This window comes from Lachnoclostridium sp. An76 (assembly GCF_002161355.1).
Lineage (GTDB): Bacteria > Bacillota > Clostridia > Lachnospirales > Lachnospiraceae > Mediterraneibacter > Mediterraneibacter caccavium.
Genome location: NZ_NFHL01000006.1, coordinates 31,013 through 49,005, shown reverse-complemented (window position 1 = coordinate 49,005; position 17,993 = coordinate 31,013). Strand labels below are relative to the sequence as shown.

Genomic DNA, 17,993 nt, shown 5'->3' with positions numbered 1-17,993 from the left:
CTGCGCAGGATCACCTCCCGCTGCAGGCAACGGGGTCCGCTCCTGGTTTTTTAGAGCACTGCTGGCAGCAGGTCATCAACTCCTGAGCGAATAAAAAAAGAGAGAGCTGTCCCCTGTTATAGGTAACAGCTCCCTTGCTATCTCCTGTCAATGGAATTATTATAGAGCATACTCTGTTTGTATGTCAATCTTTTTTTACACGCCGAGCCGGTAAAGATAAAAGCATCCTCCAAACAGTCCCAGTATGAGGCCTGCGTATCCGCCGGCGCAGATCAGATCTGCAAGCGCGGTCACCATATCCGCACCTGTTGCAAGACATACAGCCGATCCAACCGCAACACCCGCCAGCGTCCACAGCACGATCAGCACGGGCAGAAATATGGATACAGCATGACTGCTGTCCGTATACTTCGTGATCAGTTTCCATAATCCTTTGTACATCATCATTCCCCCATTTACTCTAATGTATCTTCTTTTGAGTACATTATAGTCATGGGATGTAAATCCTATACGGGAGAAGATGAAAAATCTGTGTAAAAATTTTTACAAAATGAGCCCGCACACTTCTTCCGGCGTCTCTGCGATCATCTCCGCCCCCGCGCCTTCCAGCTCTGCCCGGTCTCCGTATCCGTACAGCACTCCCAGGCTGTGCAGCCCCGCCTTGGCCGCGCCGATCATATCGTGGGAACGGTCTCCGATCATGACCGCACTTTCCCTCTCCTCCTCAGAGATCCCGCACTGGCGGATCACATATTCGATCACCTCATACTTGTCCGTTCGCCTGCCGTCCATGCACGCGCCGCCGATAAATTCAAAATATCTTGCAAAGTCAAAATGCTCTGCGATCCGCCTCGCAAATTTTTCCGGTTTTGCCGTTGCCATAAGGATACGGACCCCTGACTCTTTCAGCCGCTCCAGCATCTCTGTCACGCCGCTGTACACACTGTTCTCAAAGATCCCTCTGTCCGTATAATATTCCCGGTATGCTTCCACCATACGCGCACCTTCTTCTTCATTAAGCCCGCATACAGCCTGAAACTGTTCTTTCAACGGCGGTCCGATAAATGTGCGGAGCACTTTCTCCTCCGGGACCGGCATCCCGTGCTTTTCCAGCGCATAGCGGATGCTGTTGACGATGCCGGGACCGGAATCCGTGATAGTCCCGTCCAGGTCAAAAAGCGCGATCTGATACTTCATCCTGTTATCCTCCCTGTGCTCTTCTCTCTATATTCTTCCCTCTGCATTCTTCCCTCAGTGTTCTTCTCTCTGTCAGAAACTTCGGATCTGGTCCTCTGCCTCGCTCTCGGTCTTTATCACTTTGCGGATCACCACATAATACCCGAAGTCTGCATTTACCTTCACAAATACACGGTCGCCTTCCTTATGCCCCAGAAGCGCCTTTCCGAGCGGGGACTCAATGCTGACCAGCCCGTTCAGAGAGCTTCCCCTTACAGATGTCACGATCCGGTATGTCTCGACTTCATCGTCATCTTCGCAGTAAATCTCCACCGTGTTATTCAGGCCCACCTCATCTGACGCAGAATGATCCTCCACGATCACTGCATTCTTAAGCATCCTCTCCAGATAACGTATCCGGCTCTCATTTCGGTTCTTTTCCTTCTTTGCAGCATGGTACTCAAAATTTTCGCTCAGGTCGCCGTGGGAACGGGCCTCCTTGACGGCCTCGATCAGCTCTTTCCTTTCCACCAGTTTCCGGTGGTCGATCTCCGCCTGTATCTTCTCCACATCACTTTTGGTCAGTCTTTCACCCATCCTGTATTCCCCTTCTGTTCTGTCTGTTTTCTTTTATTTCTCTATATACTGCTTCGTAAACTCTTCCGCGCAGACCGGCTTTCCGTAATAATACCCCTGCCCGGCCTCACAGCCCCATCCGCGGATCATCCTGTCATCTTCCGCAGTCTCCACGCCCTCCACGACAGTCCGGATGTGCAGCTTTTTGCACAGAGATATGATCTGCTCCGTGACAAGGCACATCCGCTCATTGGCCCCGGACGATACTTCCCTTAAGAATCCCCGGTCCAGCTTCACCTCATCGATATGGAGACTGCCCAGCGTATTCAGGGAAGAATACCCGCTGCCGAAATCATCCATCGATACCTGAAATCCTTTTTCCCTGAGCTCGCAGACCGTCCGGTCAAACTCCTCCGCATTCTCCAGAGCCGCCCCTTCCAGTATCTCCAGAGTCAGGAGCTCTGACGGAACGCCATATCTCTCCGCGGTATCTGACACTCTCCGCACATAATCAGCCTGATACAGAGCGGCTTTTGACTGATTCACCGAGACCGGCAGGGGCACATACCCCCGTTCCAGCCAGCCGCGGATACACGCGCACACTTTTTCCACCATATACATATCCAGCTTCGTGCAGAATCCATTCTGCTCAAACAGCGGGACAAACTGATCTGGACGCAGCGATGTACCGTCCCCTGCCTCCCAGCGGACAAGCGCTTCCGCTCCGGCCGCCTTCCCGGTCTTTAAGTCCCGCTTCACCTGGAGCCAGAGGGCAAACTCCCCGTCCCGCAGCGCCTGATACATATGGCTCTCCACATAATGATCCAGACGCTCCTTATCATGCAGTATGGAATCAAAGAACCACACATTGTTCTGATGCGTCTCTTTTGCCTTTGCCAGAGCAAACATGACGTGCGTCAGCATCTGCTCCAGACTGTATCTCTCGCCTTCCATGTCCGAAATCACTGCCCCGCAGTACAGGAGGATATGGCAGCCGGTGTTTTCTCCATAACGGGAGATACGGTCCATGACCGCGGTCAGACGCTGCCTTACTCTTTCTCTGTCCGTCTCCCGCAGAAAGAGATAGAAAAAATCCGCACTCTCCCGGCAGAATATCTCATTGACGCAGAGAGCGCCGGAGATGATGTCCGCGGCAGCCTTAAGAACCCTGTCCCCCTGTTCCTTCCCGAATATCTCGTTAATAAACTTAAACTGATGGATATTCAGGGATACAAGCGTACAGTTCCCACTCTTCTCCGACGCCACGGCAGCCTCCTGGCGGAATCTTGAAAAATGATATGCCCCGGTCAGCCGGTCATAAAATGCCAGCTGGTAAAGCCTGCCCATATCCCTCCGGAACAGGGCAAAGGAACATGCCATCCAGAGGCAGAGCAGGAACAAGGCCACAGCCAGGCCGTAAACAGCTATTCCGCCCGTGCCCGTCCGTTCATCCGCCCATTCGACAGGATCCAACAAAAAAAAGCCGAAAAATCCAGCTGCTGCCAGCAGGATCACTCCCGTGGCAGCAACGATCATAGCCGTTTTCTTCAAACGTCCCTGTATTTTTTTCTCATTGATATGATCCATTATTTTACGAGCAGTGAAGTTCCTGTCATTTCCTTCGGCTGCTCCATCCCCATCAGCTCGATCAGCGTCGGAGCGATATCCGCCAGGCATCCACCCTCTCTTAACTTATAGGACGGATCCGCATTCACGAGGATAAACGGAACCTGGTTCGTCGTGTGGGCTGTAAACGGCTCGCCTGTCTCCTCATCGATCAGCTGCTCTGCATTTCCGTGGTCCGCGCAGATAAACATCTGTCCGTCCACTTCTTTGATGGCGTCAACCGCTCTTCCGACACACTTGTCCACAGCTTCGATCGCCTGGATCGCTGCATTCTCGACTCCTGTATGGCCGACCATATCCGGATTTGCGAAATTGATGATGATCACATCATATTTGTCAGACTTGATCGCCTCTACCAGCTTATCACATACCTCATAAGCGCTCATCTCCGGCTTCAGGTCATAAGTCGCAACCTTCGGGGATTTCACAAGGATGCGGTCCTCACCCGGGTTCGGCTCCTCCACGCCGCCGTTGAAGAAGAACGTAACGTGCGCATATTTCTCTGTCTCCGCGATACGGGCCTGCTTCAGGCCATGTGCAGCCAGGAACTCGCCGAATGTGTTTGTGATCTCTTCCTTTACAAACGCAACCAGCTTGTTCGGGATGGTCACATCATACTCTGTAAAGCACACATATGTGGTCTTCACCCTCTCACCGCGGTCAAATCCTGTAAAGTCATCGTCGCAGAACGTCCTCGTGATCTCTCTTGCACGGTCCGGGCGGAAGTTAAAGAAGATAATGGAATCTCCGTCTTTTACCGTAGCCGTCGGAGCGCCGTCTTTCATGATCACCATTGGCTCGACAAATTCATCTGTCTTCTCATTGTCATAGGAAGCCTGGATGCCCTCTGTGGCAGAAGCAGCTTCAACGCCCTCACCTTTTACAAGCGCCTTGTAAGCTCTCTCCACACGGTCCCAGCGGTTATCGCGGTCCATCGCATAGTAGCGGCCCGCCACTGTCGCAACTTCACCTACGCCGATCTCTTTCATCTTTGCTTCCAACTCTTCCACATATTCTTTACCGGATGCCGGAGGAGTATCACGTCCGTCAAGGAAGCAGTGCACATAGACTTTCTCAATGCCCTGTCTCTTCGCCAGCTCAAGCAGCCCGTAAATATGTGTGTTGTGGCTATGCACGCCGCCGTCAGACACCAGCCCCATCAGGTGCAGAGCGGAATCATTTTTCTTCACATTCTCGCATGCTGCAAGGAGTGCCTTATTCTCAAAGAAATCTCCGTCCTGGATGGCTTTCGTGATCTTTGTCAGATCCTGATACACGATGCGTCCTGCGCCCATGTTCAGGTGTCCTACCTCAGAGTTTCCCATCTGTCCGTCCGGAAGCCCGACAGCCATGCCGCTGGCATTTCCCTTCACAAACGGGCACTCAGCCATCAGTTTGTCCATGACCGGTGTCGCCGCCTCAGCGACTGCGTTCCCATGCTTGTCATCTCTCAAGCCGTAGCCGTCTAATATCATCAATACGGTTGGTTTCTTGCTCATATCCATATCTCCTTTATCTGTACATTTGGGCGCTTTGTCCCGTTTTTTATTGTACCCGCTTTTCCCGGATTTTTCAAGATGCAGGATTGCCTGTTTAGCCCTGCTCCCAATCCATAATGTAAGTTTACTCCCAATCCATAACAAAATACATCGGCCGACACTCATCTGATAAAAAAACATAGGTTTTTCCAAAATTGTCATCCAAAGAATCTGATTTTCTTAAAAATCGAGCAAGATAATCGTTTCCAGAATAAAGTCAAATCTTTCCTGGTAATAAATGATCTTCCAGATATGCATGCGTAATTCATGATAATCCTTCTTTCTTTTTTCTGATCATAACATTCACATTACAGGCTGTAAAACTCAAATGCTGTTCCTGTCTATACTACCCCAAATACAGGATATTATCATTCTTTTATTTAATCTCGCACAGAAGCGGCCCGGATAGAGGATTCTCCCCGCCCGGGCCGCTGCCATATTCTTATAAATTTTTTTATTTGTAGTTTACGATCTTTCCGAAGTCAGCCTTCAGGGAAGCTCCGCCCACCAGACCGCCGTCGATATCAGCCTGAGCGAAAAGCTCTGCCGCATTGCCTGCGTTTACAGATCCGCCGTACTGGATGCGGATTGCTTCTGCTGTCGCCTCATCATAAACTTCAGCGATGCACTCACGGATACCCTTGCATACTTCCTCAGCCTGCTCTGTTGTAGCTGTCTTGCCTGTTCCGATCGCCCAGATCGGCTCGTAAGCGATGACCATTGTCTTAGCCTGGTCAGCCGTTACGTTCTGGAGACCAACCTTTACCTGCTGGCGGATGAAATCCATTGTCACGCCCTGCTCTCTCTGCTCCAGAGTCTCACCGCAGCACATGATCGGTGTGATGCCGTGCTCAAGCGCTTTGAGGACTTTCTTATTTACATCCTCGTTTGTCTCTCCGAAGTAATCTCTTCTCTCGGAGTGTCCGAGAACAACATATTTCACGCCTGCATCTACGAGCATAGCCGGAGCGATCTCGCCTGTATAGGCGCCGCTCTCCTCAAAATACATATTCTCAGCGCCCACCTGGATGTTTGTGCCTTTTACAGCCTCAACAACCGGTACGATATCGATCGCCGGCACGCAGAATACTACGTCAACCTCATCATTCGCCACGAGCGGCTTCAGCTCCTCTACAAGTGCGACTGCCTCGCTCGGAGTCTTGTTCATCTTCCAGTTTCCTGCAATGATCTTCTTTCTTGCCATCTTTATTATCTCCTATCCACTAAGCATTGTTGGGTATGTTCGCCTTACCAGGCTCGAAAACACCTCGCCAAGTGCGCCGAACTAAGTAAACGCTAAGCTCAGCCTGCGCCTTTGGCTTGCCTTCACTAAGCTTTTTACTTATCGTTAGCTGCTGCTACGCCCGGCAGTTCTTTTCCTTCAAGGAACTCAAGGGAAGCGCCGCCGCCTGTTGAGATATGTGTCATCTTATCGCCATATCCAAGCTGGTTCACTGCCGCTGCGGAGTCACCGCCACCGATGATCGTTACAGCGTCTGTGTTAGCAAGAGCCTCTGCAACTGTCTTTGTTCCGTCAGCAAACTTCGGCATCTCGAAGCATCCCATCGGTCCGTTCCATACAACTGTCTTCGCTGTCTTGACAGCCTCAGCATACATCTTTGCTGTCTCAGGTCCGATGTCAAGTCCCATCCAGCCGTCCGGGATCTCATTCTGCGGAACGACTTTTGTATTTGCATCATTAGAGAATGCATCTGCTGCAACCGCATCAACCGGAAGAAGGAGTTTCACACCTTTCTCCTCTGCTTTCTTCACCATGTCAAGCGCATACTGCAGGTAGTCTTCCTCAAGAAGAGAGTTGCCTACGCTTCCGCCCTGAGCCTTTGTGAATGTATAGCACATTCCTCCGCCGATGATCAGTGTGTCAACTTTCTCGAGCAGGTTGTTGATAACAGAAATCTTGCTGGATACTTTAGATCCGCCGAGGATCGCAACGAACGGTCTCTCCGGATTCTCTACAGCATTTCCGAGGAATTTGATTTCTTTCTCCATCAGATATCCTACAACTGCCGTATCGACATACTGGGTAACGCCGACGTTTGAGCAGTGAGCTCTGTGGGCTGTTCCGAATGCGTCGTTTACGAATACATCGCAGAGAGATGCAAGCTCTTTGGAGAACTCCTCGCCGTTCTTTGTCTCTTCTGCTCTGTAACGTGTGTTCTCAAGAAGTACAACGTCTCCGTCTTTCATAGCCTCTACAGCCGCTTTTGCGTTCGGTCCTACGACTTCCGGATCAGCTGCGAATTTCACTTCCTGTCCGAGGAGCTCGGAAAGCCTTACAGCTACCGGTGCAAGTGACAGTTCCGGCTTCGGCTCTCCCTTCGGTTTTCCGAGGTGTGAGCAGAGGATTACTTTCCCGCCGTCAGCGATCAGCTTCTTGATCGTCGGAAGAGCTGCCACGATACGTGTCTCGTCTGTGATCTTTCCGTCCTTAAGCGGTACATTGAAATCGCATCTTACAAGGACTCTTTTGTCCTTTACGTTGATATCATCTACTGTTTTTTTGTTAAGTGCTGCCATTTTAATAGCCTCCTGATACTTTTTATGACATTGTGCCGGAAATAAATTCCATGCATGTGAAAACTAAATAAGGCCCGGTCCTACAACAAGACCGGACCCTATTGTGAGTCAATTATTCAGAATCATCTTCTGAGTGCCTGTCCTCATTCTGAGAATGAATTAAGCCTCAAGCAGTTTTCCGAAGTATTTGATTGTTCTTACCATCTGGCTTGTGTAAGAGTTCTCGTTGTCATACCATGAAACAACCTGAACCTCTGTTGTGCCGTCGCCAACCGGAAGAGCCATTGTCTGTGTAGCGTCGAACAGGGAACCATATGTCATACCAACGATATCGCTGGATACGATCTGATCCTCGTTGTAGCCGTAGGACTCGTTAGCTGCTGCCTTCATAGCTGCGTTGATCTGATCAACTGTAACTTCTCCGTCAACAACTGCTGTCAGGATTGTTGTGGATCCTGTCGGAGTCGGAACACGCTGAGCGGATCCGATGAGTTTGCCGTTCAGTTCCGGGATAACAAGGCCGATAGCCTTAGCAGCACCTGTGCTGTTCGGAACGATGTTGACAGCTGCAGCACGTGATCTTCTCAGATCGCCTTTTCTCTGCGGTCCGTCAAGTGTCATCTGATCGCCTGTGTAAGCGTGGATCGTGCACATGATACCGGATTTGATCGGTACAAGGTCGTTCAGAGCCTTAGCCATCGGAGCGAGGCAGTTTGTTGTACAGGATGCAGCGGAAATGATGTCGTCATCCTTTGTAAGCTCTTCGTGGTTTACATTGTAAACGATCGTCGGAAGGTCATTTCCAGCCGGAGCAGAGATGATAACTTTCTTAGCGCCTGCATCAATGTGTGCCTGAGCTTTTGCTTTGGATGTGTAGAATCCTGTACACTCCAGAACTACGTCAACGCCAATCTCTCCCCACGGAAGCTCTTTAGCGTCAGCTTTAGCATAGATTTTGATTTCTTTTCCGTCAACTGTGATGGAGTCCTCTCCAGCCTCAACTTTGTCAGCCAGTGCATATTTGCCCTGTGTTGAGTCATATTTCAGTAAGTGAGCCAGCATCTTCGGGGATGTAAGGTCGTTGATTGCTACGATCTCAAATCCTTCTGCTCCAAACATCTGTCTGAAAGCGAGACGTCCGATACGTCCAAATCCATTAATCGCTACTTTTACTGCCATGATTAATTCCTCCTAAGAATTTGAAAATATTTGACTGTGTTACAGTCATAACAATGAATCCTTACAGGTGAAACATTGTTAAGGATTCATCAACTAGGATAATTGTACTAAAACGGAAACAAAAATTCAAGTACTAAATGCAAATTGTTGTAACAGCCCGGCCATCGTCCGGACTGTTACAACTTACTGCCATCTTCTGATCAGGCAGGTCCCGCTATCTTTTCTTCATCCGGGTAAAGAATCCCCGGCTCAGCCCTGCTCCTAATATCAAGCTGATCATAAGCCATACAAAGACATTGGATGCATCCCCTGTCAGCGGGACATTGGACTGCCCGTTTTCATTCGTCTGTTCTTTCTGATCCGTACCGCCTGTTCCCGGCTTATCCTGTGATGGATCTTCTGTTCCCGGCTTGTCCGGATCGGGCTCCTCTGTCCCCGGCTTGTCCGGTTCCTCTTTTTTCTCAAGTGCCGTGATCGCGTCTTCGATTGCCTGGGCCATTGCGTCCACTGCTGACTGCTCTGTGATGTTTTTATCCCAGACTACCGCTGCGATCGCTTCTTCTACTGCAGAGAAATCTTTGTAATCCTCTTTGTTCAGCCCCTCCACTTTTGCAATCGCTTCATCTACTTTGGTGTAATCCGCAGGCTTGTACTCAAGTGCCGTGATCGCATCCTCAATTGCCTGCGCCATTGCATCCACTGCTGTCTGCTCGGTAATATTCTTATCCCTGTCTACCGCTGCGACCGCTTCTTCTACTGCAGAGAAATCTGTATAATTCTCTTTGTTGAGGCTATCCGCTTTTGCGATCGCTTCATCTACTTTGGCATAATCCGCAGGCTTGTACTCAAGACTCTCATATGCATCTGTGAGAGCAGTATAGTGCGTGTACAGATCGCGCATCGGATTTTGCGGAAGCTCTAAACCATCAGAGAATTCTTTTGCAGCCGCGTAAACCGTCTCCAGCGTATTCCATGAACTGTCCGTATACAGCGCTTCATTATCTGCGGAAGAGACAAAACTCTCCAGTTCCGCCACCTTTTCCCTCAGCATAATCTTAATGTTATCAGGGATCCGGTTTGCCAGTAAGTATTCTTCTGCGGCCTTAAGATTTTCAAGCGCTTTATCTATCAGTTCCTGAGTTGTATTGGTATCTGCTTCGATCAGTTCAGCTGCGTCTATCGCATCCCAGAGCTTGTCATATGATTCCTTTGTATAGCGGGTATCAACAAACATATACTCTCTGCAGTGATCGATCAGCGCCCTCAGTTCATTTTTGTCAAATTTAGCATGCAGTGCGTCTTTTGCTGTCTGAAGAGCAGTTTTCGCTTCATCGACTTGATCCTGGGTGATCTGCTCAGTAGAATCCAGGATCGCCTCAGCCGCTCCAAGAGCCTCAGTAAACTCTGCCCATCCGTCTGTCTCATGATCCTCTTCCAGCAGAGCGGAGCACTCGTTCACCAGTGTCTGCAGTCCAGCCAGATCCAGGTTGTATCTGAGCCCGGCAACCGCTGCATTGATCGCGTCGATCGCTCCTGACACCATTTCATATGTCCTGCCGGATCCGATGAGGACAGCCTTTGCTTCCGACAGGGCGCTCTTTAATGCCTGCCATGTCGCGCTCGTATAATTGTCATCCGGCATTGCATTTACCGTATTATAGAGTTCTTCCAGATCTGCAAGATTTGTCGGCTCAGCCAGGCTGACCGCATTATTCAGGTTGCTGACTGCTTGCCCGATCTCATCGTTTGAAGCATCCTCTTTATTTCTGACAGTTCTTGCCGCATCCAGTTTTGACTGGATATCTGTGATACTTTCCTGAGTATAATTCGCAGCGTTTTCTATAAAGTTTTCCGCATCTGCGATCGCTGCATCAAGCTCTGTGAACCTGTCATCCACAGTCCTGAAGAAATCGATCTCCGAAGCAGATGCATGGAAGCCGGTGCCGGATGTAATGACCAACCGGATATATTTTGCATCGATGGGATCAAACGAGACAAACCGCATCTCACTCTTTGCTCCCTCAGCGAATGTCACATCTTTTGCCAGCGTCCAGTCATCCTCTGCGCTGACTTTGTAGCTGATGCTGAACTGCAGGAAGTCGCCCTTTCCGCTTGGCTGATCCTGCCTCGGCAGATACGCCATCTGATGGATATCATTCACCACTTCATTAAACTCGATTGTCACTTCAGCCGGCTGTTCTGCGGAAACCGTATATTCCGGATCCCACTCTGTGTGGTAAAATGTAGATCTGTCATTGTCAAATGCATAGGCTGCCGGCCCCTGTGTGGGATCATTCGGGACATGGTTGTTATCATCAGTATTGACGACAGCACCTTCCTGATCCGTGATCAGTACATTGTCATATTCATAGAACTCCCTCTGCCGTGCGAATTCTTTCACACCGTCTTTTTCAAGATAAACAGAGGCGCCATCCAGACTGTCGATAAACGTCCCGTCAAATGAAAGCAGGTTCACAGGATAGCTGATATCCGATGTGAGCGTCTTGCGGTATGTATTTCCGTTCTTTTCTACACACAGTGTCACCTCTCCTGTGACACCTCTGACATCGATGGCATTTCCTGCGTCATTGATAATGAGCTCCCCGAAACTCTCCGGCTCAGGCTCAGGTTCTCCCGGAGTACCGCCTTTGTACACGATATCAAAGGCCGCATCATCAGAATCCGCTTCAAAATGGTCGATAGCGTCTGTATTGATCTGCACAACTGCAACCACGTTTGCAGGGCTGGTATCGCGGTCCAGCGACGTCACCTGCCGTACCCCCGCGCCCAAAAAACCTCCGCCCAGCACATGATACAGGATCGTAGGGCGTGGAGACCGTGTGAAAAACTTTGCCGGAAACGGAAGCCAGTATTCTGAACTGTATGCCAGAGTCCCATCCGGGGTTTCTTTTGTTGCGCTTCCCGCATAAAATGTCAGAGATCCGTTTTTGTCTGTCTGCGGGTAATTCAGAGCACCGGCTGACAGGAAATACACCTTATCGACAGTTCTGTATGTAACGCTGTTTTTGCTGTCCGTTGTCGCGACAGTACTTTCCATCAGCACATCTTTTTCCACCGAAGTGAAATGTGCTTCCAGCGATTCTTCCCCATTGAGTTCAGCCCGGATACTGCTTGCGCCGTAATGATTCGTACCCACTGACTCCGGAGCGCCGTTTTCGTATATAATAGACGGGTCGTCCGCATCCACAGTGGAATTTCCCTCAGGATTATACTTCACTTCCGTCTCATAAGGCGCTGCACTTACCAGCACCATACCGCCTCCCACAGGATCTTTCCCGGCGATATACCACTCCAGTGGAGCCCCTGCCGCATCTTTTCCGAAAACCACCTTCTTCGCGATCTTGTCCGCAGTTTCCGAATCCGTGTCAAAACTCTCCAGCGCCTGTTCCGGAGTTGCATAACGAGTGACCGGGAGCCCCTCCTGCGCAGAGACACTGTTCAGGGCAAGTGCAGGCAGCACCATACCGCACGTCAGCGACAATGCCAGGACTCTCTGTAAAAATTTTGTTTTTCTCATGTTTTCACCTCTGTTTTCATAACTTTTCCCTCTATGTGACAGCTGCATCTATTTAATACTACCATAATGCACAAATAAAATAAATGACCGGATATATATTGAGCATTTTGCACAATTATATCCGGTCATTTCTCTTTTTCAGATTCTTATAAATTCCGCCCTGCGGTCTTTAAACTCCGTGTAATACCGGAAGCCGCACATCCTAAGCACTTCCGCCGCCTTCCCAAACTCGTACGCCACATGCTCCGGCCGGTGGGCGTCCGCCCCGACCGTCACGATCTCACCGCCCAGTTCCCGGTAGCGCTTCATCACGTCCGGGTGCGGATTGCAGAAGCCAAGCCCGTATTTGAGCCCGCCTGTATTCATCTCCAGGCCCTTTCCCATGGAGATCAGCTTTTTCAGTACCTCATCGATCTCATCCGCAAATTTCTGATAAGAGTATTCCTCTGCCTGATGCTTCCCGTAGCGCACCACATAATCCAGGTGGCCGAGAGAATCGAAATCACTCACAGCGTCCAGGCAGCGAAGCGTCTCTTCGAAAGCCTCCCTGTACGCATCCTCATCCGATCTGCCCTCGAACAGCTTCCCATAATAAGGATCCAGCCCGCGGATCAGATGGACCGATCCGATCACATAGTCAAAGGGATATGCATGCGCCATCTCACGGTACCTGTCCCCCAGGTGCGGCTGGAGCCCGATCTCGATGCCGATCCGCACGTCCAGGCGCTCCCTGTATTCCTCCCGGATCGGGGAAAGAGTCCGGAAATACTCATCCAGGTCAAAACAAAACGGCTGTTTTCCGCCGAAATCCTCCCCGTCCTGCGGCGGGAAGTCCAGATCCATGTGGTCTGTGATACAGACTGCGTCAAGCCCGCGCTCAACTGCCGCATCCAGCATGCTTCTTACCGATGCTTCGCTGTCCGTCGAAAACGCTGTATGCATATGTGAATCACAGAGGATCCCTTCCATCGTTCTTCTTTTCTCTCCGCTCACAGGATTGTGCCTCCTCCCAGTACATATTCTCCGTCGTAGAGCACCAGCGCCTGGCCGGGCGTCACCGCTCTCTGCGGTTCGTCAAACTGACAGGTGATCTCATCTTCCCCTGTCTTTTCCACTGTGCACCACGCCCCCTTATGATTGTAGCGGATCTTGGCAAAGACACGTTTCGGCTCTGTCAGATCCTCCACGGACATGAAGTTCAGCCTGTCTGCACGGACAGTGCGGGTGAGCGATTCTTCATAAGTCCCGATCACCACTTCATTTGTCTCCGGCCGGATCTCCAGCACGAATGCCGGATACCCCAGAGCCAGTCCCAGCCCTTTGCGCTGTCCGACTGTATAGTGGATGATCCCCTTGTGCGGTCCCAGGACACGCCCGTCCGGGGTGACAAAATTTCCTGTCGGCAGGCTCTCCCCGGTTTTTGACCTCACCTCTTCCTCGATAAATGAGGCGTAATCTCCATCCGGGACAAAACAGATATCCTGGCTGTCCGGCTTGTCCGCAACAAGGAGCCCGATATGCTCTGCAATGGAGCGGATCTCTTCCTTTGAGTAAGCCCCCACCGGCATCAGCGTCCTCTCCAGCTGCTCCTGCGTCAGGTTATAGAGGGCATAGGTCTGGTCTTTTGCCTGTGTGGCCGACCGCCTGAGAGCATATCTGCCATTGGGGAGCTGTTCGATCCGCGCATAATGCCCGGTGGCGATATGATCCGCACCGATAGACAGGCTGCGGTTTAAGAGCGCTTCCCACTTCACATAGCGGTTGCACGCAATGCATGGATTAGGCGTATGTCCTCTGAGATATTCCTCTGTGAAATAATCGATCACATGCTCGCGGAACTCTTTTTTAAAATTCATTACATAGTAGGGAATGTCAAGGGCCGCTGCCACACGCCTTGCGTCCTCCACAGCGCTCAGGCCGCAGCATCCGCCGTTTTCCTCCACAGAACAGGCATCCTCTTCCTGCCAGATCTGCATGGTCACGCCGATCACATCATATCCCTGTCCCTTCAGGAGATATGCCGCCACCGAAGAATCCACTCCCCCGGACATCCCGACAACCACTTTGCTCATCAGTATTCCTCTTCTTCCTCTTCCTCGCCTTCATGGATATCTGGCTTCGGCTTCTCAAGCCCTTCGATCTTGATCCCGTTCTTCTCCGCGTAATCCCAGAGAGCCGCGTGGATCGCCTCCTCCGCGAGAAGAGAGCAGTGTACCTTCACCGGCGGGAGCCCGTCCAGCGCTTCCATGACCGCCTTGTTCGTCACCTGCATTGCCTCCTGGATATTCTTTCCTTTGACAAGCTCTGTCGCCATACTGCTGGTCGCTACTGCCGCGCCGCAGCCGAAGGTCTTGAACTTCACATCGCGGATGATCTGGTTCTCATCGATATCGAGATAGATCCTCATGATGTCGCCGCACTTTGCATTGCCGACCGTGCCAACACCGCTGGCGTTTTCGATTTCTCCCACGTTTCTCGGATGCTGGAAATGATCCATTACTTTTTCTGTATACATTTATATTTCCTCCTGGTCTGTATCTGTTTTTTCACACTATGCCTGCTTTAGTTTTCTTTCTTCGCCTGTCTGCGCACGAAATCCTCGTACAGCGGGGACATGTCCCGCAGCCGGGCTACGATCTCCTTTAAGGAATCTGCCACATAGTCCAGTTCTTCCTCTGTTGTATCCGCCCCGAGCGTCATCCTCAGCGATCCGTGCGCGATCTCATGGGGCAGCCCGATCGCCAGCAGCACATGGGACGGATCCAGGGATCCGGATGTGCACGCCGAGCCGCTGGATGCGCAGATACCTTTCATGTCCAGCATGATGAGGAGCGACTCCCCTTCAATGAACTGAAAACTGAAATTCACATTGTTCGGGAGCCTCTTCACACGGTCTCCGTTGAGCCTGCAGTAAGGGATCTCCGCCTCGATCCGGCTGATCAGGTGATCTCTGAGCCGGGATTCTTTCTCCGCGCGCTCCTGCATGGACGCCGCCGCCAGTTCCACTGCCTTCCCAAGCCCCACGATGCCCGGTACATTTTCCGTGCCCGCCCGGCGCTTCCTCTCCTGTGCGCCGCCGTGGATAAAGGAGCGGATCTTCACCCCTTTTCTGATATAGAGGAATCCGATCCCCTTCGGCCCGTTCAATTTATGCCCGCTGGCGCTGAGCATGTCAATATTGCACTCGTCCACATTAATGGGGATCTGCGCGAACGCCTGTACCGCATCTGTGTGGAACAGCACGCCGTGCTCTTTTGCGATCTTCCCGATCTCTGCGATCGGCTCCACTGTACCGATCTCATTATTCGCGAACATTACCGAAATCAGGATCGTATCCGGCCGGATCGCACTCTCCACTGCCTTCGGATCCACGAGCCCGTTCTCGTCCACGTCAAGATAGGTCACCTCATACCCACGCTTCTGGAGATATTCACATGTATGCAGGATCGCATGGTGCTCGATCTTTGTAGTAATAATATGCTTTCCCTTTGCCGCATAAGCCTCAGCCGTGGCTGTCAGCGCCCAGTTATCCGACTCTGTGCCCCCTGCGGTAAAATAAATCTCATTCGCTTTCGCCCCGAGGACTCCCGCGATGATCTCCCTCTGCTTTGCGATCACCTCTTTATTTGCCGCGGCAAATCCATACACACTGGACGGATTCCCGTAATGTTCCGTAAAATACGGCAGCATTGCCTCTACAACTTCCGGCGATGTCTTTGTCGTTGCCGCATTGTCCAGATAAATCAGTTTTTCCATCTCTGCCTCCTTAACTTTCTTTTTTCTGTAAATTGTATCGCGCCTTTCTGTCCGGCTGTATCTGTCTAATTCTTACATCCCGCCCGGTCCAGTCCGGTACACTGCTTTTTTCTGCTTTCCTCAACAAGCTGGTCCAGCCTGATCTCGTCAACGGTCCGGCTGATGCTGTCATTGATCCTCTGCCAGACATATTTTGTCACACAGTGATCCGACGCCTTACACTCTCCGTCCGGCTCCAGCCCGGCGCATTCCACAGGCTCCAGACTGCCTTCCAGCGCCCGCAGCACATCTCCCACGGAGATCTCCGCCATATCCTTTGCCAGCACATATCCGCCGCCTGCGCCTCTGACACTCCTGACCAGCCCTGCTTTTTTCAGCATGGACATCAGCTGTTCCAGATACCGTTCCGACAGATCCTGGCGCGCTGAGATACTGGTAATAGAGACAGGAGCTTCGGCGCTGTACTGCGCAAGATCGATCAGGGCTCGCAGCCCGTATCTTCCCTTTGTAGACAGCTTCACTTTCCCACCTTCTCTGACCTAATGATTATCTCCTAGTAATTTACTAGGATTTGCCTTTGTAGGATATCACTCCCGCCATGTTCTGTCAAGCCATGATCTGACATATGCTGTAAAAAGTGTGCCGTAAGAGGTAATCCAAATGTTTACAAAACATACATTGCTCCAGGGAGCCGCGATCCTTACAGCAGCGGGGCTGGTATCAAGGCTCATGGGTTTTTTCTTCCGCATCTTCCTCAGCCATGCCTTCGGGGAGGAAAGCGTGGGTCTCTACCAGCTTATCTTCCCAGTCTATGCGCTCTGTCTCTCCGTGAGCACCGCCGGGCTGCAGACTGCGGTCTCCCGCATGACAGCAGAGAAAGTTTCACAGGGGCAGAAAGAGGCGGCCGGCAATGTGCTCCGCATCGCTCTCTGCCTGACTCTGATCCTGTCTCTGGCTGAAGTCCTGCTGATCCAGCAAAATGCCGCCCGCATCGCAGAAACCTTCCTCGGCGATCCCCGGTGTGCCGGGCTGCTGGTCATCATCTCCTACGCCCTGCCGTGCGCCGCTGTCCACAGCTGCATCTGCGGCTACAGTTTCGGCATACAGCGCACAGAGGTCCCTGCGGCAAGCCAGCTCATCGAACAGACTGCCCGGATCCTGTTCGTGGTCCTCCTTTTTCTGTTTATAAAAAATACGGGGCATGTGCCGTCGATCAAGCTTGCCGCGGCAGGAATCGCAGCCGGAGAATTTGCCTCCGCCGTATTTTCTTCGAAAATGCTCTCTGCCCGCAGGCCTTTCGGAAAGCTCCCCTCCCTCTCAGCGATATCCGGGGATACGCGCGAGCTGCTCTCGCTGTCCGTGCCCCTGACTGCAAACCGCGCGGCGGTCACTCTTCTCCAGAGTGTGGAAGCAGCCTCCATCCCCGCCTGCCTCAGGCTCTACGGCTTAGACGGGAGCGCTGCATTAAGTACATATGGCGTCCTGACCGGCATGGCCCTCCCCTGTATCCTTTTTCCCTCTGCCATCACAAACTCCGTGGGGACCGTGCTCCTGCCCGCCGTCAGCTCAGCCCTGGCGGCCGGGGACCGCACCGCCATGGCCAGACTGTTAAAAAAAGCAGCGGGAAGCTGCCTTTTCCTCGGGCTGTCCTGCTGTCTTTTCTTCCTTATTTTCGGGAATCTGCTCGGCACTGTCCTTTTTCACAGCAGCACAGCCGGTAAGTTTATCCTCACGCTCGCCTGGATCTGCCCGTTCCTGTATACGAACACCGCTCTTATGAGCGCCATCAACGGTCTCGGCAAGACGCTCTTTACATTCCTGATCAATGTGACAGGACTGCTCGTCCGCATCAGCGGAGTCTTTCTCGCGATCCCCAGATTCGGGATCCAGGGCTACTTATGGGGGCTTCTCGCCAGCCAGTTTGTCGTCACCGGGCTCGCGGCCACCGTATTGCTGGCTGCCGCACGTCCTTCCAGGCCCCGGCATTCTCCCGGCCCCCGTGTATAGTAAGATTCTGTCCATATAGTTAAGATCCCGTATATACGAAAACTCCGTGCTGCGGACTG

Annotated in this window: 15 protein-coding genes; 1 reads left to right on the top strand and 14 read right to left on the bottom strand. The window is 51.7% G+C overall.

What is annotated here, in order from left to right:
• Positions 1-195: 195 nt before the first annotated feature.
• From B5G27_RS11270 to B5G27_RS11205, 14 genes are all read right to left on the bottom strand, one after another.
• Positions 196-447: a hypothetical protein gene (locus B5G27_RS11270; RefSeq protein ID WP_143449708.1), complete on the bottom strand. Its 252-nt coding sequence runs from the start codon at positions 445-447 to the stop codon at positions 196-198.
• Positions 448-543: 96 nt separating this feature from the next.
• Positions 544-1,197, bottom strand: a complete 654-nt coding sequence (locus tag B5G27_RS11265; protein ID WP_087178972.1) for an HAD family hydrolase — start codon at positions 1,195-1,197, stop codon at positions 544-546.
• Positions 1,198-1,269: 72 nt separating this feature from the next.
• A complete protein-coding gene (gene greA / locus B5G27_RS11260; protein WP_087178971.1) occupies positions 1,270-1,773 on the bottom strand; it encodes a transcription elongation factor GreA in 504 nt (167 codons plus the stop codon).
• 33 nt (positions 1,774-1,806) lie between these two features.
• Complete coding sequence (locus B5G27_RS11255; RefSeq protein ID WP_087178970.1) at positions 1,807-3,429, bottom strand: GGDEF domain-containing phosphodiesterase; 1,623 nt, start codon at positions 3,427-3,429, stop codon at positions 1,807-1,809.
• Positions 3,339-4,877 (bottom strand): 2,3-bisphosphoglycerate-independent phosphoglycerate mutase, encoded by a 1,539-nt coding sequence (gpmI, locus tag B5G27_RS11250; RefSeq protein WP_087179098.1) that lies wholly within the window; start codon positions 4,875-4,877, stop codon positions 3,339-3,341. The genes B5G27_RS11255 and gpmI overlap by 91 nt, the downstream gene beginning before the upstream one ends.
• Before the next feature lie 493 nt (positions 4,878-5,370).
• Positions 5,371-6,120: a triose-phosphate isomerase gene (gene tpiA / locus B5G27_RS11245; protein ID WP_087178969.1), complete on the bottom strand. Its 750-nt coding sequence runs from the start codon at positions 6,118-6,120 to the stop codon at positions 5,371-5,373.
• A gap of 134 nt (positions 6,121-6,254) precedes the next feature.
• Positions 6,255-7,454, bottom strand: a complete 1,200-nt coding sequence (locus tag B5G27_RS11240; protein ID WP_087178968.1) for a phosphoglycerate kinase — start codon at positions 7,452-7,454, stop codon at positions 6,255-6,257.
• 159 nt (positions 7,455-7,613) lie between these two features.
• Positions 7,614-8,633: a type I glyceraldehyde-3-phosphate dehydrogenase gene (gene gap, locus B5G27_RS11235; protein WP_087178967.1), complete on the bottom strand. Its 1,020-nt coding sequence runs from the start codon at positions 8,631-8,633 to the stop codon at positions 7,614-7,616.
• A 214-nt stretch (positions 8,634-8,847) separates the two neighbouring features.
• Positions 8,848-12,171: a discoidin domain-containing protein gene (locus B5G27_RS11230; RefSeq protein ID WP_162611238.1), complete on the bottom strand. Its 3,324-nt coding sequence runs from the start codon at positions 12,169-12,171 to the stop codon at positions 8,848-8,850.
• A 138-nt stretch (positions 12,172-12,309) separates the two neighbouring features.
• A complete protein-coding gene (locus B5G27_RS11225) occupies positions 12,310-13,140 on the bottom strand; it encodes a histidinol-phosphatase HisJ family protein (protein ID WP_087179097.1) in 831 nt (276 codons plus the stop codon).
• 20 nt (positions 13,141-13,160) lie between these two features.
• A complete protein-coding gene (gene mnmA, locus B5G27_RS11220; protein ID WP_087178965.1) occupies positions 13,161-14,243 on the bottom strand; it encodes a tRNA 2-thiouridine(34) synthase MnmA in 1,083 nt (360 codons plus the stop codon).
• A complete protein-coding gene (gene nifU / locus B5G27_RS11215) occupies positions 14,243-14,686 on the bottom strand; it encodes a Fe-S cluster assembly scaffold protein NifU (protein ID WP_087178964.1) in 444 nt (147 codons plus the stop codon). The genes mnmA and nifU overlap by 1 nt, the downstream gene beginning before the upstream one ends.
• Positions 14,687-14,733: 47 nt before the next feature.
• On the bottom strand, positions 14,734-15,927 hold the full coding sequence (gene nifS, locus B5G27_RS11210; protein ID WP_087178963.1) for a cysteine desulfurase NifS: 1,194 nt from the start codon (positions 15,925-15,927) through the stop codon (positions 14,734-14,736).
• A 65-nt stretch (positions 15,928-15,992) separates the two neighbouring features.
• Positions 15,993-16,448, bottom strand: a complete 456-nt coding sequence (locus tag B5G27_RS11205; RefSeq protein ID WP_087178962.1) for an RrF2 family transcriptional regulator — start codon at positions 16,446-16,448, stop codon at positions 15,993-15,995.
• Between the two features lie 139 nt (positions 16,449-16,587).
• On the opposite strand from B5G27_RS11205, the gene B5G27_RS11200 reads away from it, so the two are divergent.
• On the top strand, positions 16,588-17,934 hold the full coding sequence (locus B5G27_RS11200) for a polysaccharide biosynthesis protein (protein ID WP_087178961.1): 1,347 nt from the start codon (positions 16,588-16,590) through the stop codon (positions 17,932-17,934).
• Positions 17,935-17,993 lie beyond the last annotated feature (59 nt).

Bases quoted from the DNA above. Each gene is read 5' to 3' on its own strand.
- B5G27_RS11270 (WP_143449708.1), bottom strand. From the start codon at position 447: ATGATGATGTACAAAGGATTATGGAAACTGATCACGAAGTATACGGAC.
- B5G27_RS11265 (WP_087178972.1), bottom strand. From the start codon at position 1,197: ATGAAGTATCAGATCGCGCTTTTTGACCTGGACGGGACTATCACGGAT.
- greA (WP_087178971.1), bottom strand. From the start codon at position 1,773: ATGGGTGAAAGACTGACCAAAAGTGATGTGGAGAAGATACAGGCGGAG.
- B5G27_RS11255 (WP_087178970.1), bottom strand. From the start codon at position 3,429: ATGCCTGGCGGATATCGCTCCGACGCTGATCGAGCTGATGGGGATGGA.
- gpmI (WP_087179098.1), bottom strand. From the start codon at position 4,877: ATGAGCAAGAAACCAACCGTATTGATGATATTAGACGGCTACGGCTTG.
- tpiA (WP_087178969.1), bottom strand. From the start codon at position 6,120: ATGGCAAGAAAGAAGATCATTGCAGGAAACTGGAAGATGAACAAGACT.
- B5G27_RS11240 (WP_087178968.1), bottom strand. From the start codon at position 7,454: ATGGCAGCACTTAACAAAAAAACAGTAGATGATATCAACGTAAAGGAC.
- gap (WP_087178967.1), bottom strand. From the start codon at position 8,633: ATGGCAGTAAAAGTAGCGATTAATGGATTTGGACGTATCGGACGTCTC.
- B5G27_RS11230 (WP_162611238.1), bottom strand. From the start codon at position 12,171: ATGAGAAAAACAAAATTTTTACAGAGAGTCCTGGCATTGTCGCTGACG.
- B5G27_RS11225 (WP_087179097.1), bottom strand. From the start codon at position 13,140: ATGGAAGGGATCCTCTGTGATTCACATATGCATACAGCGTTTTCGACG.
- mnmA (WP_087178965.1), bottom strand. From the start codon at position 14,243: ATGAGCAAAGTGGTTGTCGGGATGTCCGGGGGAGTGGATTCTTCGGTG.
- nifU (WP_087178964.1), bottom strand. From the start codon at position 14,686: ATGTATACAGAAAAAGTAATGGATCATTTCCAGCATCCGAGAAACGTG.
- nifS (WP_087178963.1), bottom strand. From the start codon at position 15,927: ATGGAAAAACTGATTTATCTGGACAATGCGGCAACGACAAAGACATCG.
- B5G27_RS11200 (WP_087178961.1), top strand. From the start codon at position 16,588: ATGTTTACAAAACATACATTGCTCCAGGGAGCCGCGATCCTTACAGCA.